Origin of the sequence: Brenneria nigrifluens DSM 30175 = ATCC 13028 (assembly GCF_005484965.1) — a bacterium.
Classification (GTDB): domain Bacteria; phylum Pseudomonadota; class Gammaproteobacteria; order Enterobacterales; family Enterobacteriaceae; genus Brenneria; species Brenneria nigrifluens.
Genome location: NZ_CP034036.1, coordinates 544,109 through 568,692 on the forward strand (window position 1 = coordinate 544,109; position 24,584 = coordinate 568,692).

Annotated in this window: 19 protein-coding genes, 2 tRNA genes and 1 pseudogene; 14 read left to right on the forward strand and 8 right to left on the reverse strand. The window is 56.9% G+C overall.

Annotated elements, in window-relative coordinates; all coding sequences use genetic code 11:
• Positions 1-13 precede the first annotated feature (13 nt).
• The 3 genes from mscM to rsgA form a co-directional block, all read right to left on the reverse strand.
• Positions 14-3,337: a miniconductance mechanosensitive channel MscM gene (gene mscM / locus EH206_RS02560; protein WP_040343617.1), complete on the reverse strand. Its 3,324-nt coding sequence runs from the start codon at positions 3,335-3,337 to the stop codon at positions 14-16.
• A 60-nt stretch (positions 3,338-3,397) separates the two neighbouring features.
• Positions 3,398-4,357: an archaetidylserine decarboxylase gene (gene asd, locus EH206_RS02565; protein ID WP_009111257.1), complete on the reverse strand. Its 960-nt coding sequence runs from the start codon at positions 4,355-4,357 to the stop codon at positions 3,398-3,400.
• A 78-nt stretch (positions 4,358-4,435) separates the two neighbouring features.
• Positions 4,436-5,485, reverse strand: a complete 1,050-nt coding sequence (rsgA, locus tag EH206_RS02570) for a small ribosomal subunit biogenesis GTPase RsgA (RefSeq protein WP_009111258.1) — start codon at positions 5,483-5,485, stop codon at positions 4,436-4,438.
• A 180-nt stretch (positions 5,486-5,665) separates the two neighbouring features.
• Here rsgA and orn point away from each other — a divergent pair, with 180 nt between their 5' ends.
• The 5 genes from orn to EH206_RS02595 all read left to right on the forward strand — a co-directional run bounded on the left by orn (position 5,666) and on the right by EH206_RS02595 (position 7,848).
• Positions 5,666-6,208, forward strand: coding sequence for an oligoribonuclease (gene orn, locus EH206_RS02575; protein ID WP_009111259.1), 543 nt, complete (start codon positions 5,666-5,668; stop codon positions 6,206-6,208).
• A gap of 219 nt (positions 6,209-6,427) precedes the next feature.
• Positions 6,428-6,503, forward strand: a tRNA-Gly gene (locus EH206_RS02580).
• A 227-nt stretch (positions 6,504-6,730) separates the two neighbouring features.
• Positions 6,731-7,228, forward strand: a complete 498-nt coding sequence (locus tag EH206_RS23585; protein WP_009111260.1) for a hypothetical protein — start codon at positions 6,731-6,733, stop codon at positions 7,226-7,228.
• Between the two features lie 136 nt (positions 7,229-7,364).
• Positions 7,365-7,440 (forward strand) — tRNA-Gly (locus EH206_RS02590).
• A gap of 225 nt (positions 7,441-7,665) precedes the next feature.
• Positions 7,666-7,848, forward strand: a complete 183-nt coding sequence (locus EH206_RS02595; RefSeq protein WP_009111261.1) for a hypothetical protein — start codon at positions 7,666-7,668, stop codon at positions 7,846-7,848.
• 884 nt (positions 7,849-8,732) lie between these two features.
• On the opposite strand, the gene EH206_RS02600 is transcribed toward EH206_RS02595, so the two are convergent.
• On the reverse strand, positions 8,733-9,761 hold the full coding sequence (locus EH206_RS02600) for an LLM class flavin-dependent oxidoreductase (RefSeq protein WP_009111262.1): 1,029 nt from the start codon (positions 9,759-9,761) through the stop codon (positions 8,733-8,735).
• 257 nt (positions 9,762-10,018) lie between these two features.
• Between EH206_RS02600 and EH206_RS02605 the strand changes: the two are divergent.
• Positions 10,019-10,209: pseudogene (locus tag EH206_RS02605) on the forward strand (transposase); the annotation flags it as partial.
• On the opposite strand, the gene EH206_RS02610 reads toward EH206_RS02605, so the two are convergent.
• Positions 10,197-11,210, reverse strand: coding sequence for a 3-oxoacyl-ACP synthase III family protein (locus EH206_RS02610; RefSeq protein ID WP_009111263.1), 1,014 nt, complete (start codon positions 11,208-11,210; stop codon positions 10,197-10,199). The pseudogene EH206_RS02605 and the gene EH206_RS02610 overlap by 13 nt on opposite strands.
• 12 nt (positions 11,211-11,222) lie before the next feature.
• Complete coding sequence (locus EH206_RS02615; RefSeq protein ID WP_009111264.1) at positions 11,223-12,917, reverse strand: thiamine pyrophosphate-binding protein; 1,695 nt, start codon at positions 12,915-12,917, stop codon at positions 11,223-11,225.
• 706 nt (positions 12,918-13,623) lie between these two features.
• On the opposite strand from EH206_RS02615, the gene EH206_RS02620 reads away from it, so the two are divergent.
• Genes EH206_RS02620 through EH206_RS02635 form a run of 4 tightly spaced genes read left to right on the forward strand, consistent with a single transcriptional unit; the run spans position 13,624 to position 18,181 of the window.
• Complete coding sequence (locus tag EH206_RS02620; protein ID WP_232216590.1) at positions 13,624-14,595, forward strand: Bug family tripartite tricarboxylate transporter substrate binding protein; 972 nt, start codon at positions 13,624-13,626, stop codon at positions 14,593-14,595.
• A 21-nt stretch (positions 14,596-14,616) separates the two neighbouring features.
• A complete protein-coding gene (locus EH206_RS02625) occupies positions 14,617-15,108 on the forward strand; it encodes a tripartite tricarboxylate transporter TctB family protein (RefSeq protein WP_009111266.1) in 492 nt (163 codons plus the stop codon).
• Positions 15,108-16,622 carry a tripartite tricarboxylate transporter permease gene (locus EH206_RS02630; protein ID WP_009111267.1) on the forward strand — a complete coding sequence of 505 codons (1,515 nt, stop codon included), beginning with the start codon at positions 15,108-15,110 and terminating at the stop codon, positions 16,620-16,622. The genes EH206_RS02625 and EH206_RS02630 overlap by 1 nt, the downstream gene beginning before the upstream one ends.
• Entirely contained in the window at positions 16,619-18,181 is a 1,563-nt protein-coding gene (locus tag EH206_RS02635; protein WP_009111268.1) for a rhodanese-like domain-containing protein, read from the forward strand. Before EH206_RS02630 ends, EH206_RS02635 begins: the two co-directional genes overlap by 4 nt.
• Before the next feature lie 136 nt (positions 18,182-18,317).
• Here EH206_RS02635 and EH206_RS02640 read toward each other — a convergent pair whose 3' ends face one another.
• Entirely contained in the window at positions 18,318-19,019 is a 702-nt protein-coding gene (locus EH206_RS02640) for an enoyl-CoA hydratase/isomerase family protein (protein WP_009111269.1), read from the reverse strand.
• 155 nt (positions 19,020-19,174) lie between these two features.
• Here EH206_RS02640 and EH206_RS02645 point away from each other — a divergent pair, with 155 nt between their 5' ends.
• Together EH206_RS02645 and EH206_RS02650 are read left to right on the forward strand one after the other, a co-directional pair.
• Positions 19,175-20,197, forward strand: a complete 1,023-nt coding sequence (locus EH206_RS02645) for an alcohol dehydrogenase catalytic domain-containing protein (RefSeq protein ID WP_009111270.1) — start codon at positions 19,175-19,177, stop codon at positions 20,195-20,197.
• Positions 20,198-20,199: 2 nt separating this feature from the next.
• Entirely contained in the window at positions 20,200-21,693 is a 1,494-nt protein-coding gene (locus EH206_RS02650) for a class I adenylate-forming enzyme family protein (protein ID WP_009111271.1), read from the forward strand.
• Here EH206_RS02650 and EH206_RS02655 read toward each other — a convergent pair.
• Complete coding sequence (locus tag EH206_RS02655; protein WP_009111272.1) at positions 21,690-22,472, reverse strand: IclR family transcriptional regulator; 783 nt, start codon at positions 22,470-22,472, stop codon at positions 21,690-21,692. The two genes, EH206_RS02650 and EH206_RS02655, sit on opposite strands and share 4 nt — an antisense overlap.
• A 427-nt stretch (positions 22,473-22,899) precedes the next feature.
• On the opposite strand from EH206_RS02655, the gene EH206_RS02660 reads away from it, so the two are divergent.
• Positions 22,900-23,400 (forward strand): RNA polymerase sigma factor, encoded by a 501-nt coding sequence (locus EH206_RS02660; RefSeq protein ID WP_009111273.1) that lies wholly within the window; start codon positions 22,900-22,902, stop codon positions 23,398-23,400.
• Between the two features lie 73 nt (positions 23,401-23,473).
• Positions 23,474-24,469 (forward strand): FecR family protein, encoded by a 996-nt coding sequence (locus EH206_RS02665; RefSeq protein ID WP_198008313.1) that lies wholly within the window; start codon positions 23,474-23,476, stop codon positions 24,467-24,469.
• Positions 24,470-24,584 lie beyond the last annotated feature (115 nt).

Consider the following 24,584-nt stretch of genomic DNA (forward strand, 5'->3'; position numbering starts at 1 on the left):
ATTCTCTTCTTTATTATAGGCTTCCCGCCGTGCGGTTACCGGACGTCAGCGTTTTTCTATTGCGCGATAAACTCTCCATCCGTACCTGAAGCGGCGGGAACGGCATCACCAGATTATGCTTGCGGTAATTTTCCAGAATCAACTGATGAAGTTCATGGCGCAGCGGCATGCGATGGCCCATTTCGGCGGCGAAAATACGCAGTTCGAAAATCTGGATCCCCTGTTGCAGGTCAACCAGGAAGACTTCCGGCTCCGGCGTATCCAAGATCAACGAACAGCGGCTAATCGCGTCCTTCAGCAACTCGGTGACTTCTTTACTGTCGGCATCCGCCGGCGCCGGAACGGTCATCACCACGCGCGTTACCGAATCGGACAGCGACCAGTTGATAAATTGCTCGGTGATAAAGGCCTTGTTCGGCACGATAATCTCTTTGCGATCCCAGTCGGAAATAGTGGTGGCGCGGGTATTGATACGCATTACGCTGCCGGTGAGATCGCGAATGGTGACCGTATCGCCGATACGGATCGGCTTCTCGAACAGGATAATCAGCCCGGAGATAAAGTTGGCGAATATTTCCTGTAGGCCGAAGCCCAATCCGACGCCCAGCGCGGCCACCAGCCATTGCAGTTTGGACCATTCGATGCCGATAAGGGAAAAACCCATCAGGCTGCCGATCAGCATCAGAATATATTTGCTGATGGTGGTGATGGCGTAGCCGCTGCCCGGAGAAAGCGCCAGATGCTGTAGCAGCGCCAGTTCCAGCAGGGCCGGCAGATTACGCACCACCTGCGCGGTGATAACGAAGATAAGCACGGCGATCAGCACCGAGCCCAGCGTGATGGACTGTACGCTTTCGACGCCTTTTACCGTACTGCTGACGTCCCACAGGCTGATATTTTCCAGAAAAGCGAACGCGGAATGAATTTCCGACCACAGCACAATCACCGAAACCAGCGCGATTAGCGTCAGAATAGAGCGCACCAGCTGCAAGGATTTGGCGCTGATGGCGTCCAGATCCACCACCGGTTCTTCAATGGCTTCCGAACCGCCCTCATAAGAGGCGCCGGACGGCGCGTCCTCTTCTCCGCGCGCGCGCTGCGCCAGAATCTCCGAGCGCCGGTTTTTGGCGCGGTCGAAAGCGATACGCCGCCGCTGGATAAGCATCCAGCGGCGGATAATATGATAAATAACCAGCAGGAAGAACCAGATGGAGACCGAGGTTTCCAGCCGCACCAGCAGAGCCTGGGCCGTGGCCAGATAGCCGATGCAGGACGCCAGCGCGGCCGCCAGCGGCGCGCAGATCAGCAGATTCCACATCGCCCGGTTGAGGGAGTTCTCTCCCGACCCTTCCTTATCCAGATAAAGCGGAATGCCGGCCCGTTTCAGGCCGGTGGTGACCAGGCTCAGCGCCATACACAGTAAAATAAAGCACAGGCGCCCCAGGGTACTGGAAAATTCGCGATCGTTGAGCTTATCGAAGGTGATCAGCGCCATGATCAACGGCACGATAAAGGCAATCGACAGCCGGTAGTAGCGCATCGCCCGGGCAACCCGTTCCGGCGACCAGCGGAAGTGGACGATAAACAGCCCCTGAGGATGGGAGAACGATGCGCTGATCATCACCACCCACATTAACGGCACCGTGGCGGTTACGCTGTCGCCGATAGCCACGGCCACCGGATAGGGCCAGGCGTTTTGCAACCCGTAACCCAGCGCGGCCCAAAGCACGGGCAGCGGCAGCGCCACCAGAATCGACCAGAACACGGTACGCAGCGTCAGCATAAAATGGTCGAGCGTCACTTTCCCCACCCGGCTGCTGGCTCGTTCCATAAACGCATGGTAATGCCGGCGGGAACTGATGCTGAATCCCACCAGCAACAGCGCTCCCAGCAGCGGAATCACCGTTTCCCGGCTGGTGACCATCATCACCATGGCGCTACTGAGCTGGGTCAGGGTATCGAGCGACAGCAGGCGGGTGAGGTCCTGCACCAGCTTCAGCGGGTAGGAAAAGGTAATGGGATCGACATCCGCCACCCAGAAAAGATAGCGGTGCGCCGCTTCCCGGGTTTCGCTCAATGCGTCTTGCAGCTGATTGTTGGCCACCTTGAGTTTGGTCAACTCGAGGATTTGCGTGTCGCAACCGGAAATCAGCGACGTCAGCAGATCGCGCTGAGTACGCAACTGGTCGGTCAGGATGCGTTGCTGGGTACTGGTGAGCGGCGTGCCGTCATCCTGTTTTGCCTGGTCGACATCGTGTTGCTTATTAATCAGCTCCTCAAAATGCAGGCGCTGTACGCGCAACTGCGCCATATCGCTGTCCAGTAGCTGCGGCTTGGGCATTTCCGGTAATCGGGCCACCTGCGCCCGCAGGGTTTCCCCCAGTACCGGAGAAACCCCCAGCCACTGCGCCTGCTCGCGGATGGTGCTCAACGCCTGGCGGACCTGCAGAGTATGGGTGGCGGCCTGACGCTGCTGCGAAGCGATAAGGTCCATATGCTGCGCCTGCTGATTCAGGGCCATGGACAGCTCGCGGTTGATGGTCAGCAGTGAACTGATGGCGGAGGGCAAGCTTCCGCTTTGTTCCGCCAGCAGCTCCGTTTTTTCCAGCGCCTGTTCCGCTTCCCGCTGGCGCAGGCTGTTGATATTGCTGCGTAACCCCTGCAGCAGAGTATCCAGGCGGTCATGACGTTTTTTATACAGTTCGGCGCGCAGGCGGGACAGCTCCTGACGGCTGCTGGCGGAGAGCTGCGCCAGCTCCAGCTCGTCAACCCGGCTTTTACGCAGCGTGGACTCCGCCTGCAGCGCGGCTAACTGCGCTTGCCCCAGCGGGGTGGTCGGCGATCCCAGCGACTGGATGCGGCTTTCGATCTCACTGAGCGAGCGGCTGGCTTCGGTTTGCTGCTGAGGAAGCTGCCCCAGAGAATCGCTGATCTCCCGCAGCCGTTCCTGCTCCTGCTGAAGCTGGCGGGCCTGCTCCAAAAGCTGGCTGCTGGTTTGCAGGATCTGCTGTTCGAGATCGTTGACGGATTGATTCTCCGCGATGCTCGACGGTTTCTCATCTTCCGCCGTTATCTGTCGGCGGAGTTCCTGCACCAACTTGGGAAAATCATCAATAACGCGTTGATACTGCGCCGCGCGCTCGCGTGACGCTTTACGCTCCTGCATGGCGTTCAGGGCGGACTGCAGCTCTTCGACGATTTCGGTCTGATCGGCGGCGCCTTTGTTCGCTTCCGCCTGCTGTAATTGCTGGCGTAACTGCGCCTCGCTGGGCACCGGAGCGGCCAATGAGGCGGTTGATAATAAACATCCCAGCAGAAAAGTGACAATCAGACGCACGTTCATTCTACCTTTCATTTACCACAATAACGGGGTGATTATTTACGGCGCCGCGGGGCTTCAACCCGGATGGTCCGTGGCGCCGGCGTTAGTATCCGCATCAGGGGATGCAAGCGGCGCGGACGTCTCTTCTATGGCGTCGTCCGTCCGTTCATTATCCCGCACTTGCGCGAAAGGTTCACCCACGCGGGTGACGCTCAGGCAACCGAGGTGGGCGGAAAACTGAATCCGGCTGGATGAGAACAGGTTGATCACCGTAGAGCCCAGCTTAAAGCGCCCCATTTCCTGGCCTTTCGCCAGTGCGACCGCGCCTTCCTCGCCCGCCTGCGGGTAGGTCCGGCGTTTGATGATGCCTTCTCGCGGCGGCGTCGCCACGCCCGCCCAGACGGTTTCAATACTGCCGACGATGGTGGCGCCGACCAGAATCTGCGCCAACGGGCCGAATTCGGTGTCGAACAGGCAGATAAGGCGCTCGTTGCGGGCAAACAGATTGGGCACGTTTTGCGCCGTCAGCAGATTGACGGAGAACAGATCCCCCGGCACATAAATCATTTCCCGCAGCACGCCGTCGCACGGCATATGGACGCGGTGATAGTCGCGCGGCGATAAATAGGTGGTGGCGAACAGGCCGTCGCGGAACAGGTCGGCCATGACGTAGTTGCCCGCCAGCAGCGCTTCCAGCGAATAATGGTGATTTTTGGCCTGAATCAGCTTGCCGTCGGCGATGGCGCCCAGCTGGGACAGCACGCCGTCGGCCGGCTGTACCAGCCGCTGCGCGTGAGCGTCCACCGGGCGGACGTCGGGGCGCAGCGGACGGACAAAAAACTCGTTGAAGGTGCGGTAAGCGGCGGTATCCGGCTGCTGCGCTTCCTGCATATTGACCTTGTAGTAGCGGACGAACAGATCGATCGCCAGCTTGGTGAGTTTGCCCGCCGGTTTATCCGCTCCCCAGCCGGCCAAACGGGTCAGCCAGATTTTGGGTAGCCAATACTGTAATTTGATTTTGATGCGATCCAGCACAGTGAGCCTCTTGGATTAGTGATGCGCCATAAAATAGGGGATAAAGGCGGCGCATTGTAGCGATGGATAAGATAAATGTCAGTTATCCGTATCGGAAAAGGTTTTACGCGTTTTTACCTGAGCCATGCTTTCCAGAATGCGATGGTAGTTATCAAAGCGCTCGGCGGCGATTTCACCGCGTTCCAGCGCCGCGTTAATCGCGCAGCCGGGGTCGTTCTCATGCCGGCAATCGCGGAATTTGCAACTGCCGATGTATTGGCGAAACTCAATGAAACCCTGGGTAATCTGATCGGGGTCCAGATGCCAGAGACCGAATTCCCGCACCCCGGGCGAGTCGATAACATCTCCGCCGTGCGGGAAATGATATAGCCGGGCGGCGGTGGTGGTATGCTGCCCCAGCCCCGAGTTATCCGAGACCTCGTTCACCAGAATACGTTCTTCTTCCAGCGCCAGCAGGGCGTTGAGCAGGCTGGATTTGCCGACCCCCGACTGTCCGGCGAAGATGCTGATGCGTCCGGTCAGCGCCTGCTCCAGCTCGATGATGCCCTGCTGCGTATGGCTTGAAACCATAATCACCGGATAGTTGAGGGCGCGGTAGATATCCATCAGGCCGTCGACGAAGCGCCGGGCTTCGTCATCCAGCAGATCGATCTTGTTGAGCACGATCAGCGGCTCGACCTCCAGCGTTTCGCAGGCGACCAGATAGCGATCGATGATATTGAGCGACAGCTCGGGAAGAATGGCGGAAACGATCACGATCTGATCGATATTGGCGGCGATCGGCTTCACGCCGTCATAGAAATCGGGACGGGTCAGCACCGAACGGCGCGGGTGAACTGCTTCCACAATGCCGCTGATGCCGGACAGGGTTTCATTGCCGGCGCGCCACACCACGCGGTCGCCGGTGACCAGCGATTTAATGGTGCGACGGATATTACAGCGATGCACCACGCCGTTTGCGGCTTCCACATCGGCATGCATACCGAATCGGCTGATGATAATGCCCTCCTGGGCCTCGCCCAGCTGGCTGTCTTCCCATTCGATCTTGCTTTCGGAATGCTTAAGGCGGCGCTGGTGATTAGCGCTGACCCGGCGTTGTTGACCTTTCGACAGTTTCTTTTTGCTCACTGAGCCTCACTTAAATACTATTATGATCGCCATGACGCTGTTTATCGCTCATGGAGATTGCAGCGACTATAATAACACCCTATTTGATTAATGCTGGTCACTTAAGCCTGGTGCTCGGGATTGACGCGCTATGGTCGTCAACCGGCGGGCAATGGCACAGGCTAAACAGGAATACCTACGATGGTAGATGAAAATAACCTAATCTGGATCGATCTTGAAATGACGGGATTGGATCCCGAGCGGGATCGCATTATTGAAATTGCAACGCTGGTGACGGACGCCAACCTCAACGTATTGGCCGAGGGGCCTGTTTTGGCGGTACACCAGCCGGACAGCCAACTGGCGCTGATGGACGACTGGAATGTGCGCACCCACGGCGCCAGCGGCTTGATTGACCGCGTTAAGGCCAGCAAGGTGGACGATCGCGCGGCGGAGTTGGAAACGCTGGCCTTTCTGCAAAAATGGGTGCCGGCGGGCAAATCGCCCATCTGCGGCAACAGCATCGGCCAGGATCGCCGTTTTCTGTTTCGCTATATGCCGGAACTGGAAGCTTACTTCCACTATCGCTATCTGGATGTCAGCACGCTGAAAGAGCTGGCGCGCCGCTGGAAACCGGAAATTCTGGCCGGTTTTAAAAAACAGGGCACCCACCAGGCGATGGATGATATCCGCGAGTCGCTGGCGGAGCTGGCTTATTACCGCGAACACTTTATTCAACTTTAGAGCGGTCTGGGCAGTATCAGAGGGCGTACGGCGAGTCGGCCGGGCGGGCAACCGGCCCGACGCGCCGTATGCTGATGGATGAACGTTTTAGCGCGGATTGCTCTTTTTATCGGCAGTCAGATGGTTTTTCCTATTCCGGGGCTTGCGGTCGAAAGGATATTTCGTATAATGCGCACCCCGTACCGATGCACAATTTGGTATCCGTACGCCACTTCCCGAGCGGGAATAGCTCAGTTGGTAGAGCACGACCTTGCCAAGGTCGGGGTCGCGAGTTCGAGTCTCGTTTCCCGCTCCAATTCTTTTCTATAGACATCCACTGATGTCTGTAGGTCTATGAAAAAAGAGCGAAAAGCTCTTTTTTTGTTTCCAGAGCAATCCATTGAAAACCACCCACGCCAAGCCTTTTTAAGGCCAGAATTGAGGCCAAAAAAACAGGGTGGCAATGCGTTGCGGATTGTTGCTGGGATCAAATAAAGGCAATGACAAGCATAGAACCTGAGTTTCAACCTGGGAACTCTTGTCATGGCACTTTCCGATCTGATTATCCGGCAGGCCAAAGCCAACGGTAAAACCTTTCATCTTCCTGATTGCGATGGCAGCCCTCTACGATTAGCACCTCACAACTCAAAGTGGACGTTTACGCTCATGTGTGCTGACGCGGTTGAAGCTAATCTGATCCTGTCCAGGCCGCTGCACGCCGGCGGGGCAATCGGCGTGCAGCGTAGCCGCGTAGTTGGACGCTTCGGCATAGGCCGTCATCCCCTCGTTGGCGCGAATGACCTGCAGATGCTGCTGGGGCTGTTCGAAGAACCGGATCACCTGCAAGCCCATGGCCAGCGACCACAAGGTCTCGATGCTGGAATTGCCGATTGGCCCAGGAATTTACTCGCGCCTGGCATACGGCGCATGACTATTCAGGCGGAAACGGCGGGTTCCCGCCCTGCCGCCTGGGGGGTAGGGATAGCGGAGGATGATGCAGCCAGTTGGCGTTGTTATAACCAATCAGACGGCGACGAATGAGAAAGGGCTTGCCATGCTCCTGGAACAGGTTCATAATGCGCCCATTCCAAACGTCGATTTGTATTAAAGTCTTTTTAATCAATCGGTTATCATATAAAGCTTCGAATGGATAAGCTGTTTGGAATATCCACCATACGCGGGAATAGCTCAGTTGGTAGAGCACGACCTTGCCAAGGTCGGGGTCGCGAGTTCGAGTCTCGTTTCCCGCTCCAAATTCTTTTCTGTAGACAGCCACCAAAGTCTGTAGCTCTCTGATTCAACAGGGTAATCGTTCTATTGAGCATCCAGCGAAATCCGCTGAAAACCACCGTCAACCACGCCGACGTAGTACACAAATTAGTACACGAAAATCGGGTGAAAGGCGGATGCGGATTGTTTGCTGAGTCGCTTCCCTGTGCGCGGTACACCTCTCTTCAACCCTGAAGGAGGCATACCCTATGGCGTTAACCGATATTCAGATCCGCACGCTGCATAATGAAATGGCGGCGGTGTGGGTGATGCTGCGCACCGCCGGAGCGCTATCAGGCAGCGGTGCGCTATTACCGGCGACTGGGTTTCAGCAGCCGAGAAGCCTGCGTGCTGGTATCGATGGATTTGGGGCATGGTCAGCAGCATATTAATATTAGTAAGGACTACGTCTAAATCTTGAATCAACTCCTCATCCTGACTGATTAGGCAAACGTGGATGGTTCGAGTCTCTTGCCGTGTAAGCATTGGCTCCCCTCATTGATTATCTCTAAACATATTAATTAGACCCAGGCGATCAAATTGCCTGGTTTGCTGCAACTCCTTCCATCAATGGCATATCAACTACAACATCGGTGCCAAAAAACCGCCTTCCCGCAACTCCAGTTATTCCGGGTATACGACAAGGGAATATCAGGATAGGTCGTTAATTAATTAACAAGCTTTCCTTGTTGTCAGGGGGAATTCACCTGGCCTGTTAATGCTAAAAATATAACGTTATATGTCGAGTGTTTCGCAGTAAAATTCTTATTTTCATTATGCTAATAAATATCCATATTTTTTGCTGGCTGATGTTAATGATAGTTAATATATTTGAAACTTATGCGTTCAATTAGGGGCGGTTTTTTAAGTTTTTTACAAGTCATTGTTTGGTATGTTTTTTTATTTTTTTTAGAGAATATCGATAATCGTTATTCTCTTAAGGAAAAGTAATAATTTGGTGAAATAAATTATTGCGAATGATATTATTTTACTTTTGTATTGTATTAAATGATTTTATATGCCCGTTGTACTTGCAAGCTGCAAATGCGTTCGCTTTCTTCGATTATCGTTTTCCTGAATTCACCCTGCATTTCATCGAATGTGGGAAAAATGGACGGAGGCACGGTATATAATATCGTCCTTTACGTGTATGTTTTTAGCACAGATTAATAGCCGGTTGACCCGCCCCGGTTTTCTTGGAGAGTTTGGAGTCTGTGATTTAAGCTGCCAACGCTTCGCATATCATAAAACATGCGAGGCGTTTTTTATTTCAGACTTATTCGTCGCGCCAGCCCATTGCCGGAGCAACATGTTTTAGAATGGACTCGATAACATGCACGTTGTAATCCACGCCCAACTGATTCGGCACGGTCAGCAATAAAGTATCCGCTTCGGCAATCGCTTCATCCTGTTTCAGCTGTTCGATCAGTTTGTCCGGTTCTGCGGCATAGCTGCGCCCGAAAATCGCGCGGGTTTTCTCGTCAAGGAAACCGACCTTATCGCTGTTGTCACGGCTTGAACCGAAATACATCCGGTCGCGATCATCCATCAGGGCAAAAATGCTGCGGCTGACCGAGACACGCGGCGTACGTGTATGCCCGGCTTCCGCCCAAGCCTCGCGATACGCACGGATCTGTTTTGCCTGCTGAATGTGGAAAGGTTCGCCTGTTTCATCGTCTTTCAGCGTGGAACTTTGCAGGTTCATCCCCAGTTTCGCGGCCCACGCCGCTGTCGCATTCGAACCAGCGCCCCACCAGATACGGTCGCGTAAACCTTCAGAATGAGGCTCAGGGCGCAGCAGGCCCGGCGGGTTCGGGAACATCGGCTGTGGATTGGGTTTCGCAAAGCCTTCTCCACGTAACACGTCCAACAGCACTTCGGTGTGACGGCGCGCCATATCAGACTCATTTTCCCCTTCGGAAGGGACATAGCCGAAATAGCGCCAGCCATCAATCACCTGCTCCGGGGAGCCACGGCTGATACCAAGCTGTAAACGCCCGCCGGAGATCAAATCCGCCGCACCCGCATCCTCCGCCATATACAGCGGGTTTTCATAGCGCATATCGATAACACCTGTACCGATTTCAATACTCCGGGTTTTCGCTCCTATCGCTGCCAGCAGGGGAAAGGGCGAGCTGAGCTGGCGGGCAAAGTGATGCACCCTGAAATAGGCTCCGTCCGCCCCCAGTTCTTCGGCGGCAACTGCCAGATCGATGGATTGCAGCAGTGCGCCAGCGGCCGAACGGGTTCCAGACTGCGGAGACGGCGTCCAGTGACCAAATGACAAAAATCCGATCTTTTTCATGACGTGTTTATCCTGGTTTTCAGGGAAATTAGCAGCAGGCGGGGCAGCGTTCATGATGAAGTAAACCTGTTCCTGCCTTGGATTATCCCTACTTTACGCATTACCAGATGAGTATAAATATCATTTGTTTAACATAATGCATCAAATAAATTGATTGTTTAGCGCGAATTGCGGACATCAACGTCGCCACAAGCGATGAGCAAATGTAGGTTAAAATGTTGAGCGAAGCGGAACTGAGCAAAAGTTCACGAACCCGACTTAATAGCCTCAAAGGAGTATCGAGCAGATTACTGCGTCGCGATCGTCCTGATATAGCCAGTCGGTATGACTACAAGGGGGTTTTGTGGAGCCCGAGTTAATTCGCCAGTAGCCGCGGCGGCGCTCCGATTAATATATTGAGCAGCAAGAAACACCAGGTTATGCTGTTCCCACGTCTCATTGTATTTGAACTCCATTCATGCGATCTGTGTGGCTCACCTGGCAGGGAAAGTCATGCCAGCGCAGCAAACAGGCCGTCGCGGTTGCTGTCACGCCAAATCCCATGGCTATCACTATCTGTCCGTCGCGCAAACGAAAATGCTTTGCCATATCAATAAGGGCGACCGTGTTTAGCGCCGCTCCCAGGCTTCCGTAGCGCGAGAAAGTGGAAAAGATTTTTTTGCTGTCTATTTGCAACGCCTTCGCCGCTGCTTTATGCATCCAGTGAACAGGATCGTAAATATAGTATGCGTCAATATCCGACAGTTGCAAATCAGCAGAACGACAGACGCCGGTGCAACAGTCAACAATCGTTTCTGGCATATGGCTAAGAATATAATCTCCTGAACCGGAGGGCGTCCTGATATAGGATACGTTGTTGTCTGGAGTGCCATCCACATATTCCAGCGCCCGATAACCAGCAGTGGATACCGAATAAGACGCGATGATTTCCGGCCCGTTTCCCTGACCGATGATCATGCTGGCGGCGCCATCGCTGAGTAGTTGCTTTGTCGGGTCATTCTCATGAAAGAAATGAGTATAATTACAGCCGGTCACGACGGCAATTCGCTGATAATTTTCTGATAAAATCAATGAACCAGCAATTTCCATCGCCATACATCCACCACCAGTACCGGCATTGATGCCAATTGAGGGGCACTTCAGGCCCATTCTATTAGCCAGCAGGCCGGATTCCTGCCCCATAATATTATCCGACCATACTTGGCTCAATATAAGAAAGTCGATATCGTCAACAGATAGTCGCGCATATTCTATCGCGTCCCGCAAGCTGTCTTCGAGTAAAATATCAATATCCCGTTTATCGTTAAGGTGCCAGAGATGTGGCGTCCCCGTCTCAAACTGATAGAAGTTGGCGTTTAATTGAGTCGCTGTTTCGTCGTGGTGTTTGATATCAATCCGTTTCTCAGGCAATACGCCAGCGGCGGATAATATGCTGGGTGACTGCGGCATAATATTTAACTCCTAAAGTGACTTAATTGTATTGATCCGATCAAGCAACGGCGGCTGCGCATCTTTATCGATCAGAACATCAATAACAGCAGGAACGCCTCTCATGATGGCTGCACGTAATGAGGTTTCCAACTCGTCCGCCTGTGTGACCCTGACGCCATTTGCGCCCAGGGCCGTTGCAAACAATGAAAAATCAACCAGAGGAATAACACAGTCCAACGGCGGATTGCCTAACAGGCTCAATCCTTGCCGACACATATTATATGCGCCGTCGTTCATTATCAGCCAAATAGCGGGTAACTGATAACGAACAGCGGTGCTGATTTCATTATTCATCAGCATGGAACCATCGCCGATGATACCAAGGGTTGTTTTTCCTGACGCGCTCAGTCCAACGATCCCGCAAGCGTAATGGGCCATGGCGCCCAGCGCGGTACCAACCCGATAGCGGTTCGGTTTTGGAAAATGTAAATATCTGTTGGTCCAAACAAACGTATTTCCCGCGTCTGCGGCGATCAAACAGTCCTGTTCTTCAATGGCTATCTTTTGAACAATCGCCATTACCTGCTGCGGATGAATAACGCCATCCTTGACCGGTATCGGCTCTTGTTGTTCAGGATCCTGTTCTCTGGGGAGAATCTGGGGAGTATGATAAACGGCGGTTTCTTTTACTTTATCATCTACCCCATGCAGGAAATGAGAAATTTCCGTATCAATAATAACGGCATTGGAGGGAAGGTTTTTTTTGATATCCTCATTTCTTAGACCAATATAATAGATATCAACATTGTTCATCTGATTTTGAATATATGAAGAGCTAAGCTCCCCCAGATTCGAACCCAATATAATAACCGTCTTCAACGATGGGTTATTTAGTACCTGCCTGAGTTTTACACTATCTGAACCTAATCCCGTAGTACCAATATAAAGCGCGTGGTTTTCAGGAAAGATGCCTTTTCCCCTTGGCGTGGACATTACCGGGGTATGAGTTTTGATCGCCAGATGGGTTAATATTTCTGCCGCATGAAGACAGCCAAATCCATTCCAGAGGATAGCGCCTCCTGTCGTAAGCGCTTCCGCTATTTTCTGTTGTTTACTTTCAGCGTCGTTGCTATTTTCGTAAGAAATCGAAGCCGGTGTTATGCGTTCTATATTTATTCTGTTATTTTCCTTTAAAATTTCCTTTTGAATAGTTGTAGGTATAAAAATGCCCAGCACATGACCATAAGATATAGTGACATCATTTATAGCTTTTATTGCTTCTATTAATTTTTCCTGTCTGTCAACAAAGACAATACTATCGAAAAAACCGCTGACGCCATCTCCAGCAAGGTCGTTGATATCTTGACGGGTAGTTTGTTGTAATCCCCATTTCCCATTGTGTTCCTCAATGGTGGTTGCTGAAATAAATATTACTTTCGCGCCATCCAGTTTTGCCGTGCGCAATCCAGTCAAGGCATTGGTAATACCTGGCCCGGAAGTGGAAAAAACGACGGAGGGGACATTATTATATAAACTGTACTCTGAGGCTGAAAAAGCGGCGCCGCTTTCATGTCTGCAATGAATAACCTTGATTGAGGATTCCGATAACGCTTCCCACAAAGGTACAATAAATCCACCTGAGACGCCAAAAGCCGCTTCAACACCTGCTTTTTTTAAACTGTAGACTAATTCTTTTATAACTGCCTGCTGTTCTTCTTGGCACATATAGCCTTCCTCATAAAGTGTAAATACTCAAAAACACTTGATATAGAGAAAAGTGTCTTATTCTTTCATTATTACGTGAATGTTATTTTTTCAAGCGATAAAACTATAGCAGATCTATGAAAAAAACCTGAATATTTTAATTAAAGTTAATTTTTCTATTTATATATACTTAATTCATTGCTAACTAAACATGTTGTATTAATAACCCATGATTATTATTTATGCGATCATAATATTCCTTACCACCCTGTCAATTTCTGTTAATTCGACACATCGCGCCTATGCAAACGTAAAGGGGGGCTATTCTCAAGTCTCACGATAAAACGCCAAAATCTTCACGAGACCGCTCAATCTGGTGCATCCGCTCATGCCGAACTGTCATAGGCCATCGTCCGCGCCAGCTCATCATGGATTTTCCTCTGCGCATCACATAGTCCTATAACGCTTAGCGGTTTATCAAAAAATTAACTTTAGTCAGGAGGAAAACTTGTTTTCAGATTTTCCTCCTAGGAATTAATGTAATTGCATTAATTTCAATTGTTATTAATTCATGTGTTCAAATAACGCCTCCCGGACTTCCCCCGCGGGCAGTGAAGCAGAGAAACGGCGGCTTGAGATGGGGGGTGATTATCAGGTGCAATTCAGCGCGCGCGCGGGTTGTATTTTCCCATTAATTTCTTTGGTTGGAGGATATGCCTTGAAAAAGGTGATGTTGTTGTGGTTGGCCGCGCTGTTTTTTTCCCTGTCAACGGTAGGCGCCCGCAGTGCGGTTATTGATGAAAGTTATCCCCAGAAGACCGTGCGTATTGTCGTCCCGGTTGCGGCGGGCGGCAGCGCGGACAAGCTGGCCCGGGTGCTGGCGGAAGAGCTGAGCCGGGTATGGGGGCAGTCGGTGGTGGTGGAAAATGTCCCCGGCGCGGGCGGCGTAATCGGAACGTCTCAGGCGGTTCGCGAGCCGGCGGATGGCTATACCCTGCTGCTGCGCGGCGAGTCGGCGGTGCTGCCCACCCTGTTGCTGCCGAATCCCGGTTACCAGCTTGACGATCTGACCGGCGTGGTACAGGCGGCGGTCAATCCGCAAATTCTGGTGGTGCGTCCCGGTTTGGGCATTTCCACCCTGAAAGAGTACATCGACCTTGCCAAAACAAGGCCGGGAGAGATTACGGTGGGGCTGCCGGGTAATGCCGGCATCGCCCATATCGCTCATGAGCAGTTCAATCGTCAGGCGGATATCAAGGTGAATTTTATCCCTTATTCCGGCGGCGCGCCGGCGGCGGTCGACGTTATCGGCGAGCATATTGACGCTACTCTGATCACCCTGGCGGCGGTGACGGAATATGTCCGCGCAGGTCGTCTGGTGCCCATCGCCGTCACCACCTCCTATCGCTCTCCCGCACTGCCCGACGTCCCGACGTTTTCCGAGTCCGGCTTGCCCGGCTTCTCGGTGGAGAGCTGGCAAGGGCTGCTGGCGCCGGCCGGCACGCCGGACGGGGTGAAAAACAAAATCAATCGCGATGTGCAGGCGCTGCTGAACACGCCGCAGATCAAGGAACGCGTTGAAAACCTTGGCTTCGGCATTGCAAAGCCGCATACGCCCGCAGACGTGGACGCCATACTGCAAGAGCAGGGCAGTGCGTATGCGGAAATCATCAGGTCCGCCGGCATCAAGCTGCAATAAACACATAAAGGCGTTAATGCCATGCGCATCGTCGATCACAAGAGTTTTCTGACCGGGGTATTTTATAGCGTTGTCGGCGCAGGCGGCGTCGGCTACAGCAGCCTTTATTCTCTAGGGAACCTGGCCCGTATCGGGCCGGGGTATTTTCCGCTGGCGCTGAGCGCGTTGCTGCTGCTGCTGGGGGGGATTATCAGCCTGCGCTCCGTCAGGCTGAGCAAGCCGGACGTGGGGAAAAGCCCGCGGCGCGCGCCGGTATTCGACTGGCGCGGCGATATTTTTATCCTGCTGTGGATCCTCGCGTCCGTCCTGATGTTCGCTTTTTTGCTGCCGACGCTGGGGCTGGTGCTCGCCATTCCGCTGCTGGTGATTTTGTTGGGGCTGGCAAGCCATAACCGGCATTATCGGCAGATCCTGCTCAACGCTTTCTTTATTACGCTGCTGAGCCTGGCGGTATTTATTTACGGACTGGGGTTATTGCTCCCGCTGTGGCCGCGTTTGCCGGGGGGCGCGTAATGGAATTGCTGGATAATCTCTACCTCGGCTTTACCACGGCGCTCTCCTGGCAGAATTTGCTCTACGCGCTGATTGGCTGTCTGCTGGGCACGCTGATCGGCGTGCTGCCCGGTCTGGGGCCGGTGCCGACCATCGCCATGCTACTGCCGATTACCTACAGCCTGCCGCCCACGCCGGCCCTGATTATGCTGGCCAGCATCTATTACGGCGCGCAGTATGGCGGGTCGACCTCGGCCATTTTGCTGCGCATTCCGGGGGAGTCCTCCTCCGCCGTCACGCTGATCGAAGGACATGCCATGGCGCGCCAGGGGCGCGCCGGCATCGCCCTGTTCGGCGCGGCGGTCGGCTCGTTTATCGCCGGCTGTTTCGGCGTTATGCTATTAGCCGCTTTCGCCAATCCCTTAACGGAGCTGGCTTTCATCTTCGGCCCCGCCGAATATTTTTCGCTTATGCTGCTGGGGCTGGTGGGGGCGATCGCTCTGTCGTCGGACGCTTTCGACAAGTCTTTGGGCATGGTGATCCTGGGCCTGCTGCTGGGACTGGTGGGCACGGATGCCAACTCCGGCGTGGCGCGTTTTGACTTTGGCGTATTGCGCCTGATGGACGGCATCAGTTTCGTTTATCTGGCCATGGGGATTTATGCCATCGCCGAAATCGTCGGCAATCTGGCCCGGTATAAAAAGCAGCCGGCGGCGGCCACGACGAAAATCAATACGCTGTGGCCGCAGGGCAGGGATATAAAAAGGATGCTTCCGTCCATCGGACGCGGAACCTTGCTCGGTTCCGTTCTGGGCATTTTACCGGGCGCCGGCGTGACCATTGCCGCCTTTGCCGCCTATACCCTGGAGAAAAAAGTGTCCAGATACCGGGGAGAGTTCGGCGCGGGGGCGATAGAAGGGGTCGTCGGCCCGGAATCCGCCAACAATGCGGCGGCGCAGACCAACTTTATTCCGCTGTTGACGATGGGCATTCCCGGCAGCGGCGTGATGGCGCTGATGCTGGGCGCGATGATGATCCACAATATCCAGCCCGGCCCGCAGGTGATGGCCAACCATCCGCCGCTGTTCTGGGGGCTGGTGGCCTCGATGTGGATAGGCAACCTGATCCTGATTATCCTCAATCTGCCGCTGGTCGGCATCTGGGTGCGTCTGTTGTCCATTCCTTATCGGCTGCTCTATCCGGCGATTCTGGTGTTTTGCTGCGTCGGGGTCTACTCCATCAGCAACTCCGTGTTCGGCATCTATGTGATGGCCTTTTTCGGCGTGCTGGGTTATCTGTTCGTCAAACTGGATATTTCTCCGGTTCCCTTGCTGCTGGGGTTTGTTCTCGGGCCTATGATGGAAACCAGCTTTCGCCGGGCGCTGATGGTTTCGCGCGGCGACCTGAGCGTATTCATCGACCGGCCCATCTCGCTGTCCCTGTTGCTGGCGACGCTGGCATTTGTGCTGCTGGCCCTGTTGCCTAAGTTGAGATTGAGAAAACAGAAACTGTTGGGGGAGACGGAAACGTTATGACGACATTGATTGCGGCGGCGACGGTTAAAACCTGGCTGCACGACGGCGGTGAAATCGCCTTGCTGGACGTGCGCGAGGCGGGGGAGTTCGGCGAAGGGCATCCGCTTTTTGCCGCGTCCGTCCCTTACAGTCGGCTGGAATTGGATGTCGGGCGCCTGGTGCCGCAGACCCATACCCGCATTGTGCTGCTCGGCGGCGAAAACCAGACCGCGGAAAAATCGGCCCGGCGGCTGAAGGAACTGGGCTATCAGCAGGTTTATATCCTGTCCGGCGGCATTGAGGGCTGGCGACAGGCGGGGTATGGGGTATTCAAAGGCGTTTATGTGCCCTCCAAAGTGTTCGGCGAACTGGTGGAGCACGAATACGCCACGCCTAGCCTGAGCGCCGCCGAACTGCATGACTTGCAGCAAGGGCCGCAGCCGGTGCTGTTGCTGGATGGGCGTCCGCTGGATGAATTTCACAAGATGAGCCTGCCGGGGGCGGTATGTTGTCCCAACGCCGAATTGCCCTACCGGCTGCATTCGCTGGTGGCCGATGAGCGTATCCCGGTGGTGATCAACTGCGCCGGAAGGACGCGCAGCATTCTGGGGGCGCAAATCCTGCTGTCGGCGGGCGTCCGCAATCCGGTATATGCGCTGGAGAACGGCACTCAGGGCTGGTATTTGCAGGGATATCCGCTGGAGTCGGGCAGCGCCAGCCGCTATCCGCCGGTGGATGGCGCCGCGCCTGTCCTGCACTCGCGGCGCGAGGCGGCGCGCGCTTTCGCCGTACGCCAGGGGGTAAGCTGGATCGACGGCGCAACGTTGCGGACCTGGAAAAAGGAACAGCAGCGCAATCTGTTTGTGTTTGATGTCAGAACGGCGGAAGAGTTTGCGCAAGGCAGCCTTGCCGGAGCGGCGCACGCGCCGGGCGGCCAGCTGTTGCAGAATACCGATGTGTTTATCGGCGTGCGCGGCGCGCGGGTGGTGCTGGCCGACGTAGACGCGATCCGCGCGCCCATTATCGCCGGCTGGCTGAAACAGATGGGGCACGAGGTTTATCTGCTGGCCGAATTCGAACTCGCGCCTCCGTCGCCTGAAGCGCGGGAGGCGATAGCGGCGGAAAAAATCATCGATCTGCCACGCTTGGCGCAGGGGCTGGCGCAAAATAGCCTGCGCGTTATCGACCTCAGATCCAGCCAGAGCTATCGCCACGCGCATCTGGAAAACGCCGTCTGGTCCATTCGCCCGCGGATTGAAAGCCTGCTGGCCGCGGAGTCGCGTCCCGTGGTGTTGGTCGCCGACGATTTGCGCCTGGCCGCGCTGGCGGAAAAAGAGGTTCCCGCCGCGCTGCCGGTCTATTACGCGCGCGCCGATATCGACGCCTGGCGGGCGGCGGGACTGCCGCTGGTCTCTACGCCCGATGCGCCGCCCGATGCGCAGCGAATCGACTATCTGTTTTTTGTTCACGACCGTCATGCGGGCAATAAAGAAGCGGCTCGTCGCTATCTGGCGTGGGAAACCGGTCTGATTGACCAACTGGACGCGCAGGAAAGAGCGTCATTCAGGCTGCGGCCGTAAGCGTTTAGGCCGCGCCATGCGCCGGGTTGCCTGCTGATCACCGATCTGCTCAATTCGCGCATGGCCAGCCTGTAATCACTCCCCTCACGCTTCCGAACCCGGCGTGAGGCGGCTTAAAAGCATCCGCCTGGGAACGTTATCGATCCCGCATCACGTCCCGGCGGGCCCGATCGACCAGCGACAGGTAGCGTTGCAGGCGGTTTTTGCGCTCGGCCAGCAGCAGGCGCTTGGTCCACTCCAGCGCATTGCCGGAATGGGACGCCAGGCGCGCGGCCAGCTCCAATGCCGCGTCATAGGCATTCGGCGCCACCTGGTTGACCAGGCCCATGGCCAGCGCCTCGTCGGCAGCGAAAGTGCGGGCGCTGAGCATGATATCCAGCGCGGCGGCCTCGCCGATCAGGCCCGGCAGGGTAATGGCGCTGAAACCTGAAAGCATGCCGTGACGCACTTCCGGAAAGCTGAACTGGGTGTCGTGCTGGGCTATGCGGAAATCACAGTGGATCGCCAGGCTGATGCCGAGGCCCAGAGTGTAGCCGTGTAGCGCCGCCACCACCGGTTTAGTCAGGTCGTTGCCGACGCCGGGCAGGGCGCGGGCCAGCAGGTCGCTGCTCACCGTTTCGCCGGTGGCTTCGATCTCCTTAAGGTCGGAACCGGCGCAAAAAGCCCGCTCTCCGGCGCCGCGCAGCACAATGGCGCGAACCTCGCGGTCCTTTTGCGCCCGCTCCCAGATCTCGGCCAGCTCGTGTTTGGCCGCGCTGTCGAGCGCGTTCAGGCGCTCTGGGCGATCCAGCGTGACCACCAGCAGGCCCGCGCCCCTATTTTGGTATTCGACTGTCATGGCTTCGATTTCGCAATAGATGAAAGGTAAAAGAAAGACGTTTTGCCTCTTGAGCTCGGCGTCAAAGTAGGGAAAACTTAGTTGATGAGCACAATACGCACAACATGTTTGTTATATGAACATGCTCTTATAACATCACAAACGGTTATAAAACAATGAAAGCATTAGTCCTGCAAGCCTTCGGCGAACCGCATCAGCTGCAACTGCAAGAAGTGCCCACGCCCGCCGCCGGGCCCGGCGAGGTGCTGGTGAGGGTGCACGCGGCCGGGGTTTGTCACCACGATCTGCTGCACCGGGCGGGTAAGCTGCCGGGGGCGCAGACCGGCGTGGTGCTGGGCCATGAGGCGGCCGGCGAAGTGGTCGAGGTCGGCGCCGGGGTGCTGCAAGTGGCGCGCGGCGCCAGGGTGGTGGTTTACCAGCGCCGTTTTTGCGGACAGTGCCGCAACTGCCTGCGCGGCCGTCAGGATCTCTGTCGGGCGCTGGGGCTGCCGGCGGTGGATACCGAAGGCGCCTACGCCGAATATTTACGCGTTCCGGCGATCTCCGTGGTGGAACTGCCGGCCGGGCTCGACTACGCTCCGGCCGCGCTGGCCTCCTGCCCGATAGCCACCAGCGTGCGGGCGCTTTACGGCGAAGCGGCGCTCAAGCCGGGGGAAACCGTGCTGATTAACGGCGCCAGCGGCGGTCTGGGCGCGCATCAGATTCAACTGGCCCGTGCGCGGGGAGCCAGGGTGATTGCCGTCACCGGCAGGGCGGAAAAAGTCGCTTTTCTGCAATCGCTGGGCGCTGACGAGGTTATCGTCAGCGACGACGGCTACAGCGCCGAGGTGTGGCGACGTACGGCGAAACGCGGCGTCGACGTGGCCGTCGATAACCTCGGTCATACGCTGGAGGAGACGCTGCGCAGCATGGCGCTCGGCGGGCGGGTGGTGGTGCTGGGCAACGTTCGTCCCGGCAGCGTCGCCATCGCGCCCGGTCTGTTGATCGGGCGGCGGCTCAGGGTGCAGGGTTCCGGCAGCGCCACCCTTGAAGAGTTGCGCGTCGCCCTGGCGCTGATCGGCTCAGGGCAGGTCAAGCCGTTAATCGATCGGGTATTGCCGTTTCATCAGGTTGCGCTGGCCCATGAACTGCTGGAGTCGCGGCGGGTGAATGGGCGCATTGTGCTGAGCGGGTGGTAGCGATGGATGTGAGTACCCTGCTGGGACAGGCCGCCGGCAAATGGCCGGATCGGCTGGCGCTGCGCGAACCGTCCGACGCGCGCGCCCTGACCTTCCTCGAACTCGACCAGGCGGTTAGCGCGGTCGGTCTGGCGCTGGATCGGCTGTCCGTCGCACCCGGGGAGCGGGTGGCTTTGCTGGCCGACGCCGGGGTGGATTACCTGATCGCCGACTATGGCTGCATGGCCTGCGGACGGGTGCGGGTGCCGCTGGATCCGGCGCTGTCCGCGGAGGAGTTGCTGGCGCAACTGCGCGATTGCGGCGCGGCGCTGCTGCTTTTTGCCGAACGGTACGCGGCGCTGGCCGACGAAGCGCGACGGGCGGGGATTTCCTGTCGTCCTTTAGGCGCGGTGATTGATCCGGCGCCGGCGGCGCTGACGCCCAGACCGGCGCAATCCCCGCAGGCGCTGGCTTCGCTGAATTATACCGGCGGCACCACCGGCGCGCCCAAAGCGGTTATGCATCGCCATGCCAGCCTTTGCGCGGTGTTGCAGAACATCGTTATGGCCCGCGGGGCCTGCGTCGGCGATGTGTTGCTCAATGTGCGCCCGCTATGGCCGATCGCCGCGGTGGCGGTGCTGGCTCACCTATTGAGCGGCGGGCAGGTGGTGCTGGGCGGTCGTTTCGACAGCAAAAATTTTATCGCCCAGCTTGACGAGTATCAGGCCGCGTTCAGTTCCCTGGTGCCAACCCAGCTGTTGCGGCTGCTGCGCGAAGCGGGCGATGCGCCCGCGTCCTTGCCGCGTTTAAAAAGCCTGGATATCGGCGCCGCCGCGCTGGCGGAGGAGGTGTCGGCGGGCGCCGACCGTCTGTTCGGCCCGCGCATCGGCGTGCTTTACGGCATGACCGAAGCGCCCTGGAGCTGCTATCTCTCCGCCGCGCGGATGGCCGCGGCGCGCGGCGCCGGCGAGAGCGTAGAGGGGCTGGTGGGGCGTCCGCTATTTTCCGCGGCGGTGCGTATCGATCGGGCCGACGCCCAGGGCGTCGGCGAGATTCTTATCGGCGGTGCGCAGCTGATGGCCGGCTATTGGCGACGTGAAGAGCTGAGCGCCCGCGCGTTCGATAACGGCTGGTTGCGCAGCGGCGATCTGGGGCGGATACGCGCCGACGGACAATTGCAGGTGATGGGGCGTTGCAAGGATGTCATACGCAGCGGCGGCAAGTCGGTGCAGCCCGGCGAGGTGGAGCAGTGCCTGCTGGGCCATCCCGGCGTGCTGGATGTCCACGTCTTCGGACTGGCGGACGTCGAATGGGGGGAACTGGTGTGCGCCGCCGTGGTGGCGGACGGCGGGCGGGAGCTGTCGGCGCAGCAGTTGGTGGATCACTGCCGTGCGCGCCTGTCGCGCCACAAGATGCCGCGGCGGATTTATTTTATCGACCAGTTGCCGCGATCGCACTACGGCAAGGTGCAGAAGAAGCGCTTGCTGGCGGCGCTCGGCGCGGAACCGTCGTGCTAAACGACGAGCTGCGCCGAGATGCCTTCGCAGGCCCGACGCACATGGCTGGCCAGCGAAGACGCGGGATGGGTCTCATCTTCCATATCCAGCCCGGCCACCACGACCGCCCCCACGGCCACGCCGCTCGCAAGCAGAATGGGAAAGGCCAGCGACGACAGGCCGGGCTTGAATTCTCCATGGCCGAAAGCAAAGCCCTGCTGCCGGCGGATCTGCTCCAGGGTCGGTAGCACGCTGGCGTAGCGCGCTTCGCCAAGAATCCCCAACACGGCCGATTCGCCGTAGGTGGCCAGCACCGCGCGTCCGCTGGGGCTGCCGTCGATGGGGAATTGATCGGCCAGATCGACGATGGCGTTAAGCGGCGTGGACGGGGTCCACATGCGCTCGACCAGCACCACCTGATCGTTCACCGGAACCGATAACGAGACGATGGCCGGTCTTTCGCCTATCACCCTTTGTAATTCAATGGCATAGGGCAGGGCGTTCTTCCTCAGATTCAGCCGGTTCAGATAAGCCGCCGAATAGATCAGACTCTCGGGTCCGATACGATAGCTGGCGCCTTGCGACTCGATCAGGTTCCAGTAGGTCAACGTCTTGAGCAGGCGATGAATGGTGGTACGCTCGATCCCGGTCAGACGCGCCAGCTCAAGCGCGCTGGCGCCATGCCGCAGGCCGGCAAGGGTTCGGAGCAGCACTATCGACCGGTCGATAACCTGAACGCGCCTGCCGCCGGCGTTTTCCTTGCTGTGATTGGGTGAGGGAGGAGTCGCAGAAATATCCATGGCAGTAATCGTTTCCGTTATTTATTGGGATTGGCAGGCGCGGGTCAAGGTTAGCCGTTATCCGTTGCGGGGTGAAGAGGAGAGCGAACAGAGCCTAATCTAATATAAAAACGATATTTATTATCGGTTTTTTAGAACGTCTCATTTTAACCGGCGCGCGTGCGTTTACCGATTTTTCCGCCGGTCCGGCGGCGAACATGAATTAATGTTAATGCAAATACAAATTATTACCATTTATAACCAAGTTTCCCTATATTAAGGAAACTTGGTTAACGGTAATCCTGTGGCGGCAAGGTGCCCGTAGTCTTCGGCATCAGGTCCGAATGACGCCAAGGGCGCCGTGTGCATCGGATGGCAGGGCTATGCATGACAGCACTTTCTCTACAATAACGCGGCTGCGGACGGCGCTAATAACGGGGCCGCGTTGATGTGGGACCTCAAACGCCTGTTCCAGAAACACTCCAGGGACATCAACCGTTTTCTCCGCAAGCGGGGACACCGCCCGGACGTGGCGGCGGATTTGACCCAGGATGTCTTCCTGCGGATATTGTCCGCCGCGCCGCCCGAGCGGGACGACAATCCCCTGGCCTATCTGCGCCGTGTCGCCCGTAATCTGTCGATCGACCTCTATCGCCGTGAACAGCTGGTTGAAAAAGGCGACCTGCCCAACGAGGAGTACGGCGGAGTCGCCGATCCCGCCCCCAACCCCGAAACGATAAACCATGACCGCCAGCGGCTGGCGATGGCGCACCGGGCGCTGATGGAACTGCCGGAAAGGACGCGGCGCGCCTTTGAGCTGTATCGCCTGGGCGATATGACCATCGCCGAAGTCGCCGCCGAACTGGACCTTTCCGTGTCGCGCACCTGGTCGCTTATCCATCACGCTTACCTGCACCTGCGCAGCAGACTCAAGGAGAGCGGCGATTAATAGGCGGCGCGGGGTGAAAATTTTCTCCCTACATTCGTTAATGATAACGTAGAGGCGAAAATCGACCTTTCCCTTGATTTTTTTCCTGGCGCGGCGTTATCACCGGATTGATTCATGTATGACTGAAAAAACGTCGCAAGACGATAAATTATTTGCCGAGGCGTTTGACCTCATCATCCGTCAGCAGACCGAACCGGCGAATCCGCTGGTGCGCGAGCAGATCCGGCGCTGGCGTGGGCGCGATCCCTCCCATGAAGCGGTCTGGGCCGAAGCTATGGAGATCCATGTTTTGGCGGGGCAGGTGGTGCAGGCCCGCCGCGGGGAAAGCCGAGCGTCGGCGGGCATCTCGCGCCGCTCCCTGGTTTTCGGCGGTGCGGCGGCGCTGGCCGCATGGGGCGTCGGTTCGCTGGTCGCTCCGGGCGTGCTGCTGCGCGTCCGGGCCGATCATATAACGGCGACGGCCGAACTGCGGCGCATTTCCCTGGCCGACGGCACGCTGGTCGCGCTTGGCCCCGACAGCGCCATTCGTTCGCGCTTCACGCCGCGCGAACGGCGCGTGGAGCTGCTTTCCGGCATGGCGTTCTTTGAGGTGGCGCCGGACGACGGGCGTCCGTTTCAGGCGGTTGCCGATGACCTTGAGGTGGCGGCGTCCGGCGCGTTCGACCTTGGCTGGAACGCAGGCTTTCTGTCGGTGGCCGTCGAGCGCGGGCGGGCCGAGGCCGCTTTGCCGACCGCATCGTCCGCGGGCGGCGGGACGCTGTCCGCGGGAGAGTGGCTGACCTTCGACCAGGAGAGCGGCGGCGTCGAGCGCGGCTGGCGAGAGCCGGGCCGGATTGCGTTATGGCGCGACGGTCTGCTGCTAGTGGATCGGGAGGCCGTCGCTTCCGTTGTTGCGCGGATCGCGCGCTGGCAGCCCGGCCGGGTGGTGATCGCCACGCCGGAGCTCGGCCGGCGGCGCGTCAGCGGCGTGTATAACCTCACCTCCCCGCAGAGCGCCCTGCAGGCGGTGGTGCAGCCATACGGCGGCACGGTGCGCCAGCTTTCCTCCTTACTGACGGTGATTTCTTAATGGTGTTCTAAAAACGGCCGTTGCGTTTCCCGCGAGCACAGATATTGGCGCTGTAAAAATTGTCATTTTAGGGTGAAAAATTCTCATTCTCATTCGTTTCCATTAGCAGGAGTCG